Consider the following 17,402-nt stretch of genomic DNA (forward strand, 5'->3'; position numbering starts at 1 on the left):
ACTTTTTCATTGCAGTGAAAAAATTTTCTCACTGCAATAAAACTATTACTGATTCAGTATAAACGCAATTGTAAATCCTGATAAACCTTAATTGAGAATAAGGTATCAGGATGTCAGATAAGATACAAAGATTTGATTGCTAAAAGAAAAGGAACGTTCTGCTGCCTTTTCGCTTCTGTTCCAAAGCGTCTTCCATCTGCTTGAAGGCTGCCTTGAAGAAGAAGTTTATCAGATATTCGTCCGTACCTTCGGTGCGCTTCGCCCGCAGCGCATCAATGTATTCCCCTCGGTCTTCCTTACAGATAATCAATTCGGGAAGTCCGAAATTTAAGAGAATATAGTTGGAAAGCAAACGCCCTGTTCGTCCATTGCCATCCCTGAAAGGGTGCAGATATTCGTAAAAGCCGTGGAAACGAGCTGCGATAATCATCGGATGAATTTCCTTCGCCTGCATTGCTCTCGAAGTTGATTCCATCAGTCGCGGCACTTGGGCAATCAAAGTCTTGTGTTCACCGAAAACCGTATCGCCGGCTGCCATATCCACGGTTGTAAATGCTCCGGGAACGGCTCCCGGAACTTTGTAAGGCAATGTATGAAGAGTTACCAAACGATTCACGGTCTTCAGCAGTTCGACATCAAACGGATGGGAAAGATTCGCGTGCAACCATTCGTATGCAGCAAAATGTTCGGCCATTTCCTGACATTCCAACAAGGATTTCCCGACAGGATGATAGCCCAGCCCTTCTTCAAACAAAGCTCTGGTATCGTCTACTGAAAACGAAGAGCCTTCAATACCACAGCTATGACAAGAGAACATAATCTCGGAATACGTCCGAAACTCCTGTTCTCCCATTGGACGGCTGATTTGTTCCCTGTAATCAACAGCCAACTGGTCGTATTTCTTAATCGCGTTTGCAAACATAGTGCAAATATAACACCTTTCAACTGAACAACAAGTATTTAAAGATATTTTGACAGAATAAAATAATAAATATTATCTTTGCACGTATGAAAATCACTCTTGAACAACTGGCTGTGGGATATAAGGGCTATGCGCCCGTGGTTTCGGACATCAATGTGGAAATCCGGAGCGGGGAACTTACGTGCCTGATCGGCTCAAACGGCATAGGAAAGTCCACGCTGCTGAAGACGCTGACGGGCTTTCTGCCAAAATTGGGCGGACGACTGCTGCTCGACGGAAGAGACATTGACTCGCTTTCGCAGCGTGAACGTGCGAAACTCATCAGCATTGTGCTGACAAACAAGACCGATGTGCAGAATCTCACGGTGTCGGAAGTGGTGGGAATGGGGCGAACTCCCTATACCGGCTTCTGGGGAAAGCTGCATTTGGAAGACCAAATGATAGTGAACGAAGCCATACAAATGGTGGGAATAGAGAAACTGAAGGACAGAATGATTCAGACGCTGTCGGACGGTGAGCGGCAGAAAGTGATGATTGCCAAGGCTCTGGCACAGCAAACACCGGTAATTCTGCTCGACGAGCCGACTGCTTTTCTCGATTTTCCATCGAAAGTGGAGATGCTTCAACTGCTGCATCGGCTGGCAAAGAACACCAACAAAGTGATATTCCTTTCCACGCACGACCTCGAACTGGCATTGCGAATTGCCGATTGTCTGGTGGAACTGAACAAAGAAGGACTGAAAGTGGTGGAGGCTGCGAAGGTGCAGCACGATATCAACGGACTGTTGGAATAGAAATTATATTCCCCTTTCAGCCCAATCGCCTCTGTCCAGACTGCGATAGCCTATTGCTTCGGCTATGTGGTGCGCCTGAATACGGTCGGAACATTCGAGATCGGCAATGGTTCGCGCCACCTTTAATATACGGTTGTAGGCTCGGGCAGAGAGTTTCAGCCGCTCCATAGCCGAACGGAGGAGACTGAGCGAACTTTCATCGGGTTCGGCAAACTGGTGTATCATCCGTTCAGACATCTGCGCATTGCAATGCACGTTGGGATAGTCTTTGAAACGCTGCGTCTGAATGGCGCGCGCCTTGATTACTCTTTCACGGATAACGGCACTCGATTCGCCCGGAGACGCCTTTGAAATATCAGAGAACGGCAACGGCGCAATCTCGCACTGGAGATCTATTCGGTCGAGCAAAGGGCCGGAAATCTTGGAGAGATAACGCTGAATCTGTCCCGGCGTACACACGCAATGATGCGTCGGGTCGCCGTAATATCCGCAAGGACACGGATTCATACTGGCAACGAACATAAAGTTGCAAGGATAGGATATGGTATATTTGGCTCGGGAAATCGTGATGATACGGTCTTCCAACGGCTGACGCAATACCTCTAAGGTGTGTTTGGAAAATTCCGTAAGTTCGTCGCAATACAGAACGCCGTGATGCGCAAGGGTTATTTCGCCCGGCATAGGGTTCATTCCTCCACCGACGAGTGCCACTTCGGAGATGGTGTGATGAGGACTTCGGAACGGACGCTGCGTAATAAGCCCGGTATTGTTCTTTATTTTTCCGGCAATGGAATGTATCTGCGTGGTTTCAAGGCTCTCGGCAAGGTTCAACGGTGGGAGAATGGAGGGCAGACGCTTCGCCATCATACTCTTTCCACTTCCCGGCGGTCCTACCATTATAACATTATGTGAGCCTGCCGCTGCCACTTCCAACGCTCGCTTTACGTTCTCCTGACCTCGTACATCGGCAAAATCGAGGTCGCTTACGTACTGATTCTCGTAAAATTCCCTGCGTGTGTCCACAAAACAAGGTTCCATCCGATGCTCATCGTTGAGGAAACCAATCACTTCCGAGATATTGTTCATCCCGTAAACATTCAGCGTATCCACGACGGCAGCCTCGTGCTCGTTGGCTTTCGGCACAATAAGTCCCTTGAATTTCTTGGCTCTTGCCTTGATGGCTATCGGCAAAGCACCCTTGATGGGTTGCAATGTACCGTCCAGACTCAACTCGCCCACAATCATATACTCGCTCAAATGGTCGGCAAGTATCTTCTCATTGGCTGCCAATATGGCAATGGCCAACGGCAAATCGAAGCTGGAACCTTCCTTCCGCAAGCCGGCAGGAGAGAGATTGCAGGTAATGTCTGCGACAGGAAACTTGTAACCGGTGTTCAGGAGTGCGGCTGCAATACGGTCGTGGCTTTCCTTTACAGCGGCGTCAGCAAGCCCCGTAAGATGAAACAATACTCCTCTTGTGATACTAACTTCCACCGTAACGGGCGTTACCTCCATTCCGTTCACGGCAGCACAGTATGTTTTTACCAGCATAGTCAATTAAGGTTGTACGCCCTCTGTCTGAACGTGCTTGCATTCACACGCCGTTCTGCAATCTTTCCGTTCTTGACAACGATATTATCGGGCACGGTGTTCAGACCGAGCGTCTTGATTAGCTTACTTTCCATCATCTGACCGTCGCAGATGTTCGGGAAAGATATATTGTCTCGTTTGATAACGTCGCGCGCTTCTCTGGTCGTAGCATCCAGACAGATGCCGATTACGGCAGCCTGACCTTGCTGTGCCATCTCGTTCAGCGTGCGCTGAATGTCCATACTCTCATAGCTCCACGAAGCCCACACGTTTATAATTACCGTTCCATCCTTCAATTCGGCTCCGGTAATGGTCTTTCCGTTCAAATCTTTTGCCGAAAAGTTGGGAAGCGACGTGCCCACATTGGCACTCTTCAAGCCCTTCAGTTGCAGTTTCAGCCGTGCCAGCGTGCCGTTCTTGGGCTGCTCCTTCGCCATAAGATTTACCAGTTCGGCTGCCTTCTTGTAGTCAGCACCTTCTGTTTGTATGAGATATTTCTCCGTAAGATAAACGCTTACGGCAGACTCGGGATGGTCTTTCACAAACTGTATGGCGTATTTCAACTCCTCCGGCGGCGAAACCGATGCCACCTGCTTTCGGAATTTCGTCATCAGTTCGTTGTCGTCGGTGCCTTCCACCTCCATTTCTTTCAAGTGAGAAGCGTCTGCTTTCACTTCCACAGCCTCGCCCGGTTCAGTAAAGATGGGCTGAGTGGAATAGTTTGGGAACACTATGACAAGTGTAGCGTTGTGCTGACTGGGGATCTCGTAAGTGAAACGACCACCCTGAATCTTGATGGTGTCCATTCCTTCTATTGCCCCGTCGGGACTATACACATAAAGTTCGCCTTGATTTATGTGCAGTAAACGTCCTTCCATCTTGAAGTGTCCGCTGCGGAAACCACAAGAAACTAATAGCAGGGATAGAAGAAAAACATATACTATTTGCTTCATTGTGAATAAGATTTAAGAATTGATTCTAAGAAAAACTTAGAGTTTACTGAAAGTGCCGCGAGCGGGACTCGAACCCGCACAGCCATTACTGGCCAAGGGATTTTAAGTCCCTCGTGTCTACCAATTCCACCATTGCGGCAAACCGTTGCAAAGGTAATTCAAAATATCGGAAATCACAAGAGTTTTGTAAGTTTTATTCTTTCATCGCCGATAAAAACAGCATTATGGCGATGAACAGGTTGCGCTGTCTATTGGCTGAATCAAAGCATACGCTGCATTCATTCAGCCAATAGTTTCGGAATACTGAACTCCACGGCAAGGCTTCCACCTTTCAATTCCTTATAGAAGAAGGACGGTTTTCAGATACTTTATTCATTATGTCTGCTGATGGAATGCCACGACCACCTTGCACTCACTGCAATGGTTCAGGTACAGCGTTCCTTCCGTATTGTCTTCCAATAGAGACTCCCAAGGTATGGAACCCATCAGTTTCATCTTCTTTCCACAATCAGGACATTTCTCATATTGGGAATCCTGTATCCAATTAGCCTGTCCTCCAAGATGCGGCATTTCGTCGCATCCACACACATAGTACGTTGGTTTCGGCTGCAAGGACAGCGTCAGATGCTTCTTCTGTATAGCCTGTACCGAATCGGAACTTATGTAATTCTCATCTCCAAAGGAATCTACGATTTCAAAACTCCCTGCTCCATTGCCTTGATAACGAATGACTGTCTTCTCGCTCAGCCCCGCACAGTTTATACAAATAGGAAGTTTAATTTTCCCCTCAATGTCCAAGAACGACAATCTTGAATCGTCGCCGTCAATTTCCAAAATATTCACCAAGTCGCATCCACAGATTTCGCATTTTCCTTCGATGGGTACGCCCACCTTTACTGCGTCGTCTTACCTGTCTGATGGAAGCAAAGGGTAGCATTCGTCGTGAATAAGGCTATACCGTTCGCCCTTCTTGTCAAACGACCAACCACCCATTTCTGCATATACAGAAGGAGAGACACAGAGTTTCCGTTGCCATCCTTTAGGTTCTTTCTCGAATCGGTAAAAGGCTTCCCTTACCTTTTCGCTGCCGCAAACAGCCAGACAACATAGAATCGGGTTTGCCTCCGGGCATTCGTCTTGCTCAAGCATCTGTATCATTGCTTCCTGCACTTGCTCGGAGGCATCACGATATAGAGTAGGAGGCCAAAAGAATTTCTTTTCAAAAGCAGCATCGGCAATGCGTCGGGTGTTGATGTTGTGATAGGCCAACAAATCCAAGAAGTCTTCGTATTCCTGTTCAAAATCACCTACTTTCTCTATATTCTGAATGATATTCTGAATGCAGGCCTCAACCTCAACTTCGCTCATAGCCTCTCGTTGCTGCCGATTTTCCACAGCTTTACACTTCCAGCAAAGTCCCTCAAAGTATTTTTCTCTCCCACATTTGGGACAAGGTATTGTTTTTCGTTCCATAGATTCTGTTTTAATTCTATTTTTCTATTTGTATTGCAATAGTTTGAGTTTGCAGACAAAGATAATACTAAAAAACAAATTTTATATTATTTGTCGGCAGAAAATTATGATTTATACAGCACTTCGAGCAAATATCCCTAAATAGAGCTATGCCTTAATTCTCCTTTCCACCGTCAAAGTAGAAGCATTGAAAAGCTGCAAAGAGTGCAATTTTCGTAAAATATTTTCAGGTGGAAATACCATCGGAAAATGTTTGTCGTATACTTGCACGGCAATCTTCGCATAAATGTCGTGTAAACGTGCGAAGATTACTAAGCATTCTTCGCAAGAATGGAAATGAAGTTCTTACACATTGATTATCAAATATTTAACTGTATGGATTCTGAAAACTGAAGATTGTGCCTTATTGCAAAGACGAAAAGCACGCAGAGGAAAGGACAGTGAAGACTGTCGGTAAGCCTTTTCGGGCTGTTGCTGACAGCCATTAAGAAAACGTAAGGAAAACCATTGCCCGGAAGATATGCTTCTACCCCACGAGTGGGATATGAAGATACCCCACTCGTGGGGTATCGCAACACCTCACTCGTGGGGTAGGAAAGCACAGTTCTGAAATTTATGTTTTATCTGATAGTCCTCATCGGTCGAGCTTCCACGTAACGCCGTCCTTGATATTCTTAAACTAATCTTCTGTAATCCACTTCTACGAGATTGTTTGTGTTATCATAGAAAGGCGTGAATCTGTAAACTTACCGTTAAAACCATTCAACAGAAACGGGAAATCATTTTATTCCAACTTGAAATTAATTGGTAATGTATACTGCACAGGCACGGGATGCCCGTCATTGTTGCCCGGAATCCAAGCAGGCATAGAGCGGACGACACGGAGAGCCTCCTCGTCCAGTCCCTTGGATACAGACCTTGTTATTTCTATATCACTCAAAGAGCCGTCTCTATTGACAATAAATGAGACGAGAACACGCCCTTCATTTCTTGCTTTTTCCTCCTCTTTGGGATAGATGATGTGCTCGCAAAGGTATTCCAACAAGGCTTTCTGGCCTCCCGGGAATTCCGGCATTTGGTCTGGGACTGTGTAGAATTCCGCTGTTGTATCGCAGCGTTCGGGCACCGCTATGTCGGACGAAGCGTCTTGATCATCCCAGTCAATGTCTGTGATGACGAAATGCCCATTGCGCTTCTCCAATTTTAATAGATACATATAATCAATATCTGTTGTATGTTCCATTGTTACTCCGAATTTATACCAGCCTTCCCTATCATCAGGCGTTATGGTATAATTATCTGGTGTTTGTGTGGTCTCATCCCAAAGATAATCCATACAATCTCTAAAGTACATTCTACCTACTTTCGTATACCAGATCTTTTTATCAATAAATGTCTCGAGATACTTTCTATATGCTGGTGCATCAAGATCTATTGTATGATAGAGAGACATATAAGAAAGACAAAAAGCTTTAAGAAAACGAAGTCCATCCTGCTCTTTTCCCTTCATCTTGATTATACGCTTATAGAACATAGAATCAGAAACTGCGCCATCCCAACTATACGGAATGGCATAGCCGATCTTGCGTTGCCCATCCCTGTCGGTAACCATCCTTACAGGAATATTTATATACTCCTTTTGAGAAGAATCATACAAGCGGACCCTGTACCATTCTTTTCCGAGAGACTGAACCTTAATCCCACGGGATGATAGAGCTCCAATATTGTCTATCGGAAGTAAAGGAAGATAATCAGCACCATTATAAACCGAAAGTTTATCAATAAGGGTTTGAGTTAAGTATTTATGTTCTCGCTCCTCTCTTTCTTCCCAGTCGGAAGTATCTTCTATCAGAAGTTTATAATAGGCTTTGATAATCTCAATATCCTTTGCCGTATCGACGGCTATTGCTTCCTGTGCTTTGGGAATAGAGATGCTGTCCGTATCATTCTTTGTTGATACGGCAGTAGTTTTATTGCCCAAAAACAACCACAGAAGCAAGCCGCCGCCAATGAGACCGGCCAACAGGCTGCAGAGAATAAGCTTTTTAGTTGGTGTCATATCGGTCAGGTTTAAGTTATGTTGCTGTTTGAACGAGGAACCGTAGGGACGGAGATATCATCTGTCCGAAGTTTTTCGGAGGCGAGACGAGAATGCCTGTTCCTACGGTTTGGAATAAAGTTGGGTTATCCTTATCGGTCGAGCTTCCACGTAACGCCGTCCTTGGTGTCTTTCACTTGGAAGCCGGCATCGGCAAGTGCGTCGCGGATCTGGTCGCTCACAGCCCAGTTCTTTTCGGCCTTTGCCTTGGCACGGAGGTCGAGAACCATATCGACAACCTTTCCGTAGGCCTCCTCTCGGGCGTCGTTGTTGCCCCCGCGCTCGTTCATCAGGCCGAGGATGTCGAATGCGAAGAGGTGCATTGCGTCGTGGAGTTCCTTCAGGTTGGCGGCGGAAATCTGCGCTTTGTGGTCGATGAGAAGGTTGATGACGTGGCAGGCCTCGAAAAGCGAAGAGATAACGGCAGGCGTCATCAGGTCGTCGTTCATCGCATCGTAGCACTTCTGACGGAAGGCGGCAACGAACCGGCCTGTTTCTGCATCCGATTCGGACGACGGCTGAATGCGGCTGAGGTCGTCGATACCGTTCATCAGTCGCTCATAGCCCTTCTGCGCAGCCTGCAACGCCTCGTTGGAGAAGTCCACGGTGCCGCGGTAGTGGGCTGAGAGAATGAAGAAACGGATGGTCATCGGGCTGTATGCCTGATCAAGCGTTTCCTGATTGCCCGTGAAGAACTGCTCGAGGGTGATGAAGTTGTTGAGCGATTTTCCCATCTTCTGTCCGTTGATGGTGATCATATTGTTGTGCATCCAGTATTTCACCATCTCGTCGCCCTGCGATGCCACGGCCTGTGCTATCTCGCACTCGTGGTGAGGGAACACCAGATCCATTCCGCCGCCGTGGATATCGAAGTGGCTGCCGAGATACTTCCGTCCCATAGCCGTACACTCGCAGTGCCATCCCGGGAATCCGTCGCTCCAAGGAGACGGCCAGCGCATAATGTGCTCGGGCATTGCACGCTTCCAGAGCGCGAAGTCTGCCTGACTCTTCTTCTCGCTGACGCCGGCAAGCTCGCGCGAATTGTCGATAGTGTCGGTAAGGTTGCGGCCTGAAAGCACGCCGTATCGGTGGTCCTTGTTGTACTTCTCCACGTCGAAATAGATGCTTCCGTTGCTCTCGTAGGCATAGCCGTTGGCGAGGATTTCCTTCACGAGTTCCTCCTGTTCGATGATATGTCCCGTTGCGTGCGGTTCAATCGAGGGGGGAAGCACGTTCAGCGCACGCATCGCGTCGTGATAACGGTTGGTGTAGTACTGCGCAATTTCCATCGGCTCGAGCTGTTCGAGCCGTGCTTTCTTTGCAATCTTGTCGTCCCCGTCGTCGGCATCGTGCTCCAGATGCCCCACGTCGGTTATGTTCCTGACGTAGCGCACCTTGTAGCCGATGTGCTGCAAGTAGCGGAAAAGAATGTCGAACGTGATAGATGGGCGGGCGTGCCCCAGATGCGGGTCGCCATATACGGTCGGACCGCAGACGTACATACCTACATTCGGTGCCGCAATCGGCTGAAAGCGTTCCTTCTGCCGATGCAGCGTGTTGTATATAACCAAGTTTTGCATAATCGTTTGAATTAAAAGTGATTGCAAAGTTACGGTAAAAAACTGAGAAAAAGGTATCGGAAACGGATAAACATATACATCCGTTCCATAATTACACAAAATAAATAAGGAGAAAGAAGGGCTTGTTTCCGACGGAAAATCGGACTCCAGGCTGCGAATATGATGAGAATACGAGGACGGACATCGGACAGTTGAAGAGAGCGTCTGCGTGTTTCGTGAAATTACCAACCGATGGTAAACAAATTACCAGCCGATGGTAAAGAGATTACCAAGCGATGGTAAATGGATTACCACGCCGTGGTAAACGGATTACCAGCCTGTGGTAATTTTACGCCTATACGATACAGGACACAGAAGCTCGCAACAATGCAGACTTTCCAACCCTATGCCATACGCTGACGGACAGGACTTTCAGTCTCAATCTATCGTGTTTTAAGGGAATTGTCTGCAACTTTCTTCATTATTACAAACATTATTCGTATTTTTGCAAAAAGCAGATATCTGCTAAAAAAATATTAAGAAAATCCTATGCAACAAATCATCCACCACTTGACAGATAACGATGCCTACACGTTCAGCTGCCAGTATTACGTATTGCAGACCTATCCCCGCGCAGAGGTTGAATACACATTCTTCGACCGTAACAAGACGATATATCCCGAAGGCTTTGCCGAACTCGTGAACGAGCAGTTGGGCTATATGCCCCGCGTGATCATCACGGAGGAGGAAATCGCCTTTATGAAGCGCAGAATGTACTATCTGCCCGAATGGTACTTCACGTTCCTTCGCGGCTATCGGTTCGACCCTCACGAAGTATCGGTAACGCAGGACGAGGAAGGCCATTTGAACATCTCCGTCCGTGGGAAATGGTATTCCACCATTATGTGGGAAATGCCCATCCTGAGCATCGTTTCCGAACTGATGCACAATCTCCGGGGCGAGATTGCCGCCTATAATCCGGAGCGCGAAAGGGAGCGTTGCGCCGAAAAGACGCGCGCCATACTATCCAACGGACTGATTCTGGGCGATATGGGCACGCGCCGCCGCCTGTCGTTCGACCATCAGAATATGGTCATCCGCACAATGAAGGAAGTCTATGAACAGGGTGGATACGAGGACGCTGACGGATTCCATCCTTGGACCGGTCGGTTCACGGGCACGAGCAACGTGTATCTCGCAATGAAGTACGACCTCATTGCCATCGGCACGATGAGCCATCAGATTATCGAGTTCGAGGAAAACATCAGCGGCATCTTTGAATGCAACTTCAACGTGATGAAGAAGTTCAGCGACGTGTACGACGGCGACAACGGAATCTACCTCTACGACTGCTTCGGCGACAAGGTTTTCTTCAGCAACCTGTCCAAGCGTATGGCTATGATGTTTACCGGTCTGCGCGTGGACAGCGGCGTGGAGGAAGAGCAGGTGGAGAAAATCATCGAGAAATACAAGAGTCTCGGCATCGACCCCACCACAAAGCAGGTGGTGTTCAGCAACGGACTCAACATCAACCGTGCGATAGAACTCCACAAATACGTGAACGGCCGTATGCAGGACAGCTACGGAATGGGCACATTCCTCACCTGCGACGTGGAGAATGCAAAGTCTATGAACATCGTAGTGAAGCTCACCCGTATGCGCATCACCGAGAAGCGCGAGTGGCACGACTGCGTGAAGCTCTCCTGTGATAAGGGAAAGACGCTCGGAAATCCCGAAAAATGCGCCTATCTCCTCAAGCAGATAGGATAATAACGCACAAAAACAACCAATCAGGGCTCGGAACTTTCCTTCGTTCCGAGCCCTGTTTCCGTTTTATATGTCCGAATCAGCGCAAAAAAGATACCGAGCAATCTTGGATTTGCTCGGTATCTTTCTTCTATTTACTCAACATCTTTTTGCTGCCCTTTCGCATTTCCCTCATTCTTCTGCACACACGAAAGAATATACTTGTAGCCTTCTTCGATTACTACATTCTTACGTATAAGCTCGATTCCCTCCCGATTCAGGCAGCATCTTACCGATAATCTGCCGTGCAACATACATTATAGGAATTGAAACCAGATAGCTTATGACGGTAAGACCGATGAATATCAAGATTGGATAACGGAGGGAATAAACCTCAGCTTTGAATAAATGATAGCAGAAAAATGAATGCGTCATCCACATTACCATCGAATGGTCGCCCAATTTCATCAGAACTTTTTCAATCCATAGGTTCAAAGGAATATGAATGAACAGATATATAAACACCAAAGCATAAATTGCTTCGAATGCCTGACTACCGAAAAAACATTTAAAAGTAAAGACTGTCAATAATAAAAAGAATGCTAATACTGGGTATTTATCAAAAGTCTTGCACCTTAATTTACCTGCTTCAGAAAGCCTGAAAAGCAAATTACCCAATACAAACGGGAACGCAAGTTCAATATAAACAATTATCATACTGAACAAACTCGATGTTATTATATGCGTTGCCACATATCTACTGATGATATATCCCCCTGCCAAATTCAAAAACAAGAAAAAAACGAATGAAATTATATTTCCTAACTTATCAACAACTTTAAAAATATATTTTGCTGATAAAGCCAATAAAGCATACGGCAACAAGAACCACGTCTCACTATTATAAGATGATTTCCAACTGATAATGTTCAAGACAGCCTCTTCTAATGTACCGGGATATTTTTCTGGTCTGACAAAGCAACCTATTCCTACAAATATAAGTAAAATCAACCAATAGTGAATGTAGAGTTTGGCAAGTCTATTCATCTGCCCTTTGAAATTCAAAGTCTTATACTTGTATGTATAGCTTAAGCCATACCCACTTAATATCAAGAAAAAATCCACAGGTCTACAGCCTCTTGATAAATAATAGACTATTGGTTTATCACCTATAAAAAATAAAGGCTGACAATATTTGCCCACATCTTCGCTCATAAACAGATGCAGAAATATCATCAGCAAAATAGCCACACCCTTGATAGTGTTACTTTCTTGCTTTGTCATTGCATTAAAACTTTTAATGCGGATGCAAAATATTCTTTGAAAAGTTAATGCCAAGTACCTAACAAGCCGAACGTGGACAAAGGGCTTCATCCACATTCAGAGGTACTTGGCGGAACCTATAATACAAGATGATGCACCAATGCCCACGCATAACGCAGGCATCTGCACATTCATTCTCTTGTATTACATTCATTCTACCGCCAAGTTTTCTGAATGTTCAAGAACAAATAGCAAACGCTAATTTCCAATAAAATTATCCATCAGTTTTCACTGGATGGAACAAGTGCTGCAAAGATAGCAAATAATAGAATAATATCAAAATAATGCAGTTCCCTATTTTAATAATGATACACACGCGTATCTTCAACAAAGAAGACACGTGTCTCGTCTGATAGTCTGCACGCTTCAAACAGAATACAGAAAAAGAAGAAAAAAATGGAGTAAGGCGAAAAGAAATTATAGTGAAAAGATAAGTCCAATATCAGTTCACTTATCCAATAATTCTATCAGATAACAGACTTTAGGATAGTAAAAAATAAATGGTCGGATTTCATTAATCTGAAATCCGACCATTCATTATATGTTAAACGGAAACTTCCGTTATGCGTTTTCTGCTGCCTCAGCTGCCTTTTCGGCTGCAATGCGGTTCTCAATCTTCTTACCCAAAACACGGTAGGCTACCGGCGAAGCGATGAAGATTGAAGAAAGTGTACCGAAGAACACACCGAGAATCATTGCGAATGCGAAGCTACGGATGCTGTCGCCACCGAGAATGAAGATGGCAAGCAACACAATCAATGTAGAGAATGATGTATTGACAGTACGTGCAAGCGTCTGATTGATGGAATCATTGAACAATGTCTGTGCGTCCATCTTCGGATGCAGGCGCATATTCTCACGGATACGGTCGAATACAACCACCTTATCGTTGATAGAGTAACCGATAACGGTAAGGATAGCACCAATGAAGGTCTGGTCGATTTCGAGCGAGAATCCAATCCATCCGTGGCAGGCTGAGTAGAATCCTATCACAATCAGGGCGTCGAGAGCCAACGCAACGATTGAACCGACAGAGAAACCGACGTTGCGGAAACGAGCCAAGATGTAGATAAAGATAAATACCAAAGCCAAGAGCACGCTGATGATAGCACCGTATGTGATATCCTTAGCTACTGAAGGACCTACCTTTGCAGAGCTGATGATGGAGCCACCGTCGTGAATGCCTGAATCGCGGAACGTCTTCAAGTCTGCCTGTGTGATGAGCTTAGCCTTCGACAATGCCTCGAAAAGCACTGTTTCTGCGTGATCGTCTTCAGCAGGGTCGTTAGACTCGATATTGTAGTTGGTGGAAACGCGGACAACGTCACCGTCAGCACCGATGGCAATAACGTTTGTACTTGCCACCTTGCCCTTGTTCTCACCTGAGGTATTAACGAATGCGCCGTTGAGCACCTTTCGTACATCCTCAACAGGAACTTTCTTCTCAAGTTTCACAACATAGTTGCGGCCACCGGTAAAGTCAATACTCTGGCTCAATCCTCTTACGAAGAAGCAAACGATGAAGAGAACGGCAGCAATGCCCCATATAACGAATGTCTTGCTTGAAAGACTCATAAACTTCACGTGAACGTTCTGCAAGAGGTTCTTGCTGAAACCTGTGTAGAACTTCAAGTCGAGCCACTTATCCTTGTTAAGACGGTTTTCGTAAACGATACGTGTCAGGAACACGGCTGTGAAGAATGAGATACAGATACCGATAATCCAAGTGATGGCGAAGCCACGGATAGGACCAGTACCGGTTGTATAAAGGATGATACCCGTGATGAGTGATGTCAGGTTAGAGTCGAGAATAGCCGAGAACGCATTGCTGTAACCTGCACGCAAAGCTTCCTTGATACCCTTTCCTGCACGCATTTCTTCCTTGATGCGCTCATAGATAAGCACGTTAGCATCCACAGCAGTACCGAGAGTAAGCACAATACCGGCAATACCGGGCAATGTAAGTGCAGACTGGAACGATGCAAGCACACCGAGTGTGAAGAACAAGTTGGCCAACAACGCAAAGTTAGCAAGCATACCCGGGATGAAGTTATACATCAGAACCATATAAACCATCAGAAGTACGAATGCAATGAGGAACGACATCAGACCCTGCTGGATTGACTGTGCTCCCAATGTAGGACCAACTACCTGTGCCTGTACGATTCTGGCAGGTGCTGGCATACGACCGGACTTCAATGTGTTTGCCAAATCCTTTGTATCCTCCACGGTAAACGAACCGGAGATTGAAGACTGACCACCGTCGATCTGCTGTTTGATACGGGGAGAGGTGTAAACAAGACCGTCGAGAACCACGGCTACTGCCTTACCAATGTTCGCTTTTGTGAGGTTTGACCATCTGCGGGCACCGTCAGAGTTCATCGACATACTTACTTCAGGACGTCCGAATTCGTCGAATTTGTCCTCAGCATTCGTAATCACGTCGCCTTCGAGCGCAGCACGGCCATCTGATGTGGTAACCTTCAGAGCGTGGAGTTCGTAGATATTCTTCTGCTTGAGACCATCTGCCGGCTTAGCACTCCAAAGGAGCTTCAGATCCATAGGGAGAACCTGCTTTGCCAATTCGCTGTAAATAATCTTGTTGATGTAAGCCGTGTCTCTAACGTTTGCATAACCAACGATGCTCAAAGCGTCGCCGGGAGTGAGTTGGAGTACTGCCAACAACGGATTCTTCTTCTTTGCTGCTTCCAACTGTGCAGAAGATGAAGCATCGCCATTGTTCAAAGCGAGCTTATTGTTAGCTACCGGATCAGCGGCAGGCTTCTTTTCAGCAACCTGTTTTGCAGAGTCGGCAACAGCATTTACCGTATCCTTTGGCTCAACCTTTGTATCGCCATTGGCAACACGCTGATCCAAATCGGCCAGATAAGGAGCAATTTCCTGACTGTTGTAGGTTTCCCAGAACTCAAGATTGGCAGAACCCTGCAACAACTTACGCACACGCTCAGGGTCGCTTACGCCCGGCATTTCCACCATCAAGCGACCTTCCTGACCTTCGAGCTTTTGAATGTTAGGCTGAGATACACCGAACTGGTTCACACGGTTCGTAACAACGTTGTATGAGTTGTCGATGGCAGCCGTTACTTCAGCACGAAGTGCAGCCTCAACTTCCGAGTCAGAGCTTTGCGTATTCACTTTACCCTTGAGCTGCTGTGTGGCAAAAATCTCCGCAAGACGGCGACCGGGAGCGTTCTTGTGGAACGCATCGATGAAGAGAGAGATGAAATCATCCTGACTCTTTGTCTCCAATTCCTTTGCTTCTGCCAAAGATTTCTGGTAAGCCGCATCTTTTTTGTGATCTGCAAGAACGTCTACCACGTCGGGAACAGAGATTTCAAGAATGACATTCATACCACCCTTAAGGTCAAGACCAAGACCAAGCTGCGTTTCCTTACACTTCTGATAAGAATAGCCGAACACAGGGTATGTAACAGAATCCTTGTAATCCTGCTGTGCAATAGGGTCTTTGATTTTTGCAATCTCACCGTCCCAGATGCTGGTCATAGCACTGAAAGACAGGTAGAAGATGCTTGCGAGCGTCAGCAAGACGGCAACACAAATAACTAATCCTTTGTTTTGCATTTTATTTTTTGTTTAATTATTGTTTCAGGTTTCCAATTTGAGAAGGCAAAAGCAGCTTATCTCTATTTTTTTCAACAGCCCTTCTTCGCACTTCCTCGTCTTTTTTTGTGATAATGTCCCGTGTACGAACCCGTTTTTTCAGCCAAGTCGTTAATTACAAGACACTATACAGACGTGCAAAGATAGATAAATTTTCACATTTTTGAAAATTTATAACGCTTTATTCTCCATTTTTTAAGGTTTTGGCTTGTATTTTAGCCAAGTATATATCGGATAGTGATCGGAAGTCTTTACTTTATCATCCACTTTAGCACCGTAAGGCTCAAAATCGTCGGAGCAGAAAATATGGTCTATCCGGAAGTACATTCCACTCTTGTGATACGAAATACCCGGTCCGTTTCCACTTTCTATGTAGCAGTCCGTCAGTTCGTTTTCCATCGTGCGGTGCACATAACTGATAGGATTGTCGTTGAAATCGCCGCAGAGAATTACCGGAAGTCGCTTTGCCTTACATTTACGAACAAATGCTGCCACGGCGTCGGCCTGTGGAGCACGTATAGCCGATGCCTCGCCGAGCTTTCTCAAGAGCCGGAACGACACATCCTTGGAATCCTTCCTCTCGAAAGGTTTCTTCACAATCTCCTTATACCCTTCCTTGTCTTCCTCGCTAAGATGATAGCTTTCAAAGTGATTATTGATTATTGCCATCTCCGTTCCGTTGTAATCCACAAAATATGCCATACTCATATTCCCTACCGACTCATACGATATTCTCTCTTTTCTCAGGATAGGGAAACGGCTCAGCAGTATCATATTCTGATTTCCGGGAGGCGGCATATTGACGATATCGACGTGAGGATAATGCGCCTTCAATTCATTATACACTTCATCGGCTCCCGCTTCGTAGGCACTCGACTCCTGCAAGCACACGATATCGGCCTTGCTCTTACAGATATATTCCACAATCGGGTTGGACTCGCCTTCCTGCAATCCCCACGGGGCAAACATTAATACATTAAACGACATTACCTTCAGCGCATTCTGAGGAGGGTCGGATGGATAATTGAAAGGTATGTACCTGCGCACGGGCGCGTAACAGACAAGCAATCCCAACACCGGCAACCAAACGGTTCGGATGCGGGCAAACGTCCAAAAGACAAGAAAACCAAGATTCACGGCAAGCAGCACAGGGAATCCCAGGCCTAAATTCGCCCACATCGGATGCTCAACAGGGTTAAGCCTATCAACGTTTCCAACGAGCCACATAGCCGCAATGGCGATGACATTGAGACCAACCGACATCCAATAAGCAGTAGTTTTTACTTTAGAAAACATAGTTCG

The 17,402-nt window shown here is 46.1% G+C and carries 13 protein-coding genes and 1 tRNA gene; 2 read left to right on the forward strand and 12 right to left on the reverse strand.

The window, feature by feature from the left end; genetic code table 11:
- Nucleotides 1-139: 139 nt before the first annotated feature.
- The gene (locus P150_RS0106900; RefSeq protein WP_028897044.1) at nt 140-922 is read right to left on the reverse strand and encodes a Fic family protein; all 783 of its coding nucleotides are present in this window, start codon (nt 920-922) and stop codon (nt 140-142) included.
- An 86-nt stretch (nt 923-1,008) separates the two neighbouring features.
- Here P150_RS0106900 and P150_RS0106905 point away from each other — a divergent pair, with 86 nt between their 5' ends.
- Nucleotides 1,009-1,716, forward strand: coding sequence for an ABC transporter ATP-binding protein (locus P150_RS0106905; RefSeq protein WP_028897045.1), 708 nt, complete (start codon nt 1,009-1,011; stop codon nt 1,714-1,716).
- A gap of 3 nt (nt 1,717-1,719) precedes the next feature.
- Here the strand turns inward: P150_RS0106905 and P150_RS0106910 are convergent, their stop codons facing one another.
- From P150_RS0106910 to cysS, 7 genes are all read right to left on the reverse strand, one after another.
- Complete coding sequence (locus tag P150_RS0106910; RefSeq protein ID WP_028897046.1) at nt 1,720-3,267, reverse strand: YifB family Mg chelatase-like AAA ATPase; 1,548 nt, start codon at nt 3,265-3,267, stop codon at nt 1,720-1,722.
- A 2-nt stretch (nt 3,268-3,269) separates the two neighbouring features.
- Complete coding sequence (locus tag P150_RS0106915) at nt 3,270-4,259, reverse strand: TlpA disulfide reductase family protein (RefSeq protein ID WP_028897047.1); 990 nt, start codon at nt 4,257-4,259, stop codon at nt 3,270-3,272.
- A gap of 53 nt (nt 4,260-4,312) precedes the next feature.
- Nucleotides 4,313-4,398, reverse strand: a tRNA-Leu gene (locus P150_RS0106920).
- Between the two features lie 236 nt (nt 4,399-4,634).
- Nucleotides 4,635-5,150, reverse strand: coding sequence for a hypothetical protein (locus tag P150_RS16135; RefSeq protein ID WP_036932111.1), 516 nt, complete (start codon nt 5,148-5,150; stop codon nt 4,635-4,637).
- A gap of 15 nt (nt 5,151-5,165) precedes the next feature.
- Nucleotides 5,166-5,654, reverse strand: a complete 489-nt coding sequence (locus P150_RS16140) for a hypothetical protein (protein ID WP_036932113.1) — start codon at nt 5,652-5,654, stop codon at nt 5,166-5,168.
- Between the two features lie 862 nt (nt 5,655-6,516).
- On the reverse strand, nt 6,517-7,791 hold the full coding sequence (locus P150_RS16875) for an energy transducer TonB (RefSeq protein WP_081819294.1): 1,275 nt from the start codon (nt 7,789-7,791) through the stop codon (nt 6,517-6,519).
- Nucleotides 7,792-7,922: 131 nt separating this feature from the next.
- The gene (gene cysS / locus P150_RS0106935; RefSeq protein ID WP_028897048.1) at nt 7,923-9,410 is read right to left on the reverse strand and encodes a cysteine--tRNA ligase; all 1,488 of its coding nucleotides are present in this window, start codon (nt 9,408-9,410) and stop codon (nt 7,923-7,925) included.
- Between the two features lie 528 nt (nt 9,411-9,938).
- Between cysS and pncB the strand changes: the two genes are divergently transcribed.
- Nucleotides 9,939-11,159, forward strand: coding sequence for a nicotinate phosphoribosyltransferase (pncB, locus tag P150_RS0106940; RefSeq protein WP_028897049.1), 1,221 nt, complete (start codon nt 9,939-9,941; stop codon nt 11,157-11,159).
- A gap of 225 nt (nt 11,160-11,384) precedes the next feature.
- On the opposite strand, the gene P150_RS0106945 is transcribed toward pncB, so the two are convergent.
- From P150_RS0106945 to P150_RS0106955, 4 genes are all read right to left on the reverse strand, one after another.
- Nucleotides 11,385-12,419 (reverse strand): acyltransferase, encoded by a 1,035-nt coding sequence (locus P150_RS0106945; RefSeq protein WP_028897050.1) that lies wholly within the window; start codon nt 12,417-12,419, stop codon nt 11,385-11,387.
- Nucleotides 12,420-12,477: 58 nt separating this feature from the next.
- The gene (locus P150_RS18125) at nt 12,478-12,612 is read right to left on the reverse strand and encodes a hypothetical protein (protein ID WP_255327173.1); all 135 of its coding nucleotides are present in this window, start codon (nt 12,610-12,612) and stop codon (nt 12,478-12,480) included.
- A gap of 407 nt (nt 12,613-13,019) precedes the next feature.
- Nucleotides 13,020-16,061 (reverse strand): protein translocase subunit SecDF, encoded by a 3,042-nt coding sequence (gene secDF, locus P150_RS0106950; RefSeq protein WP_028897051.1) that lies wholly within the window; start codon nt 16,059-16,061, stop codon nt 13,020-13,022.
- Nucleotides 16,062-16,295: 234 nt separating this feature from the next.
- Complete coding sequence (locus P150_RS0106955; protein ID WP_028897052.1) at nt 16,296-17,396, reverse strand: endonuclease/exonuclease/phosphatase family protein; 1,101 nt, start codon at nt 17,394-17,396, stop codon at nt 16,296-16,298.
- Nucleotides 17,397-17,402: the final 6 nt, after the last annotated feature.

It is taken from the genome of Prevotella sp. HUN102, assembly GCF_000688375.1.
Lineage (GTDB): Bacteria > Bacteroidota > Bacteroidia > Bacteroidales > Bacteroidaceae > Prevotella.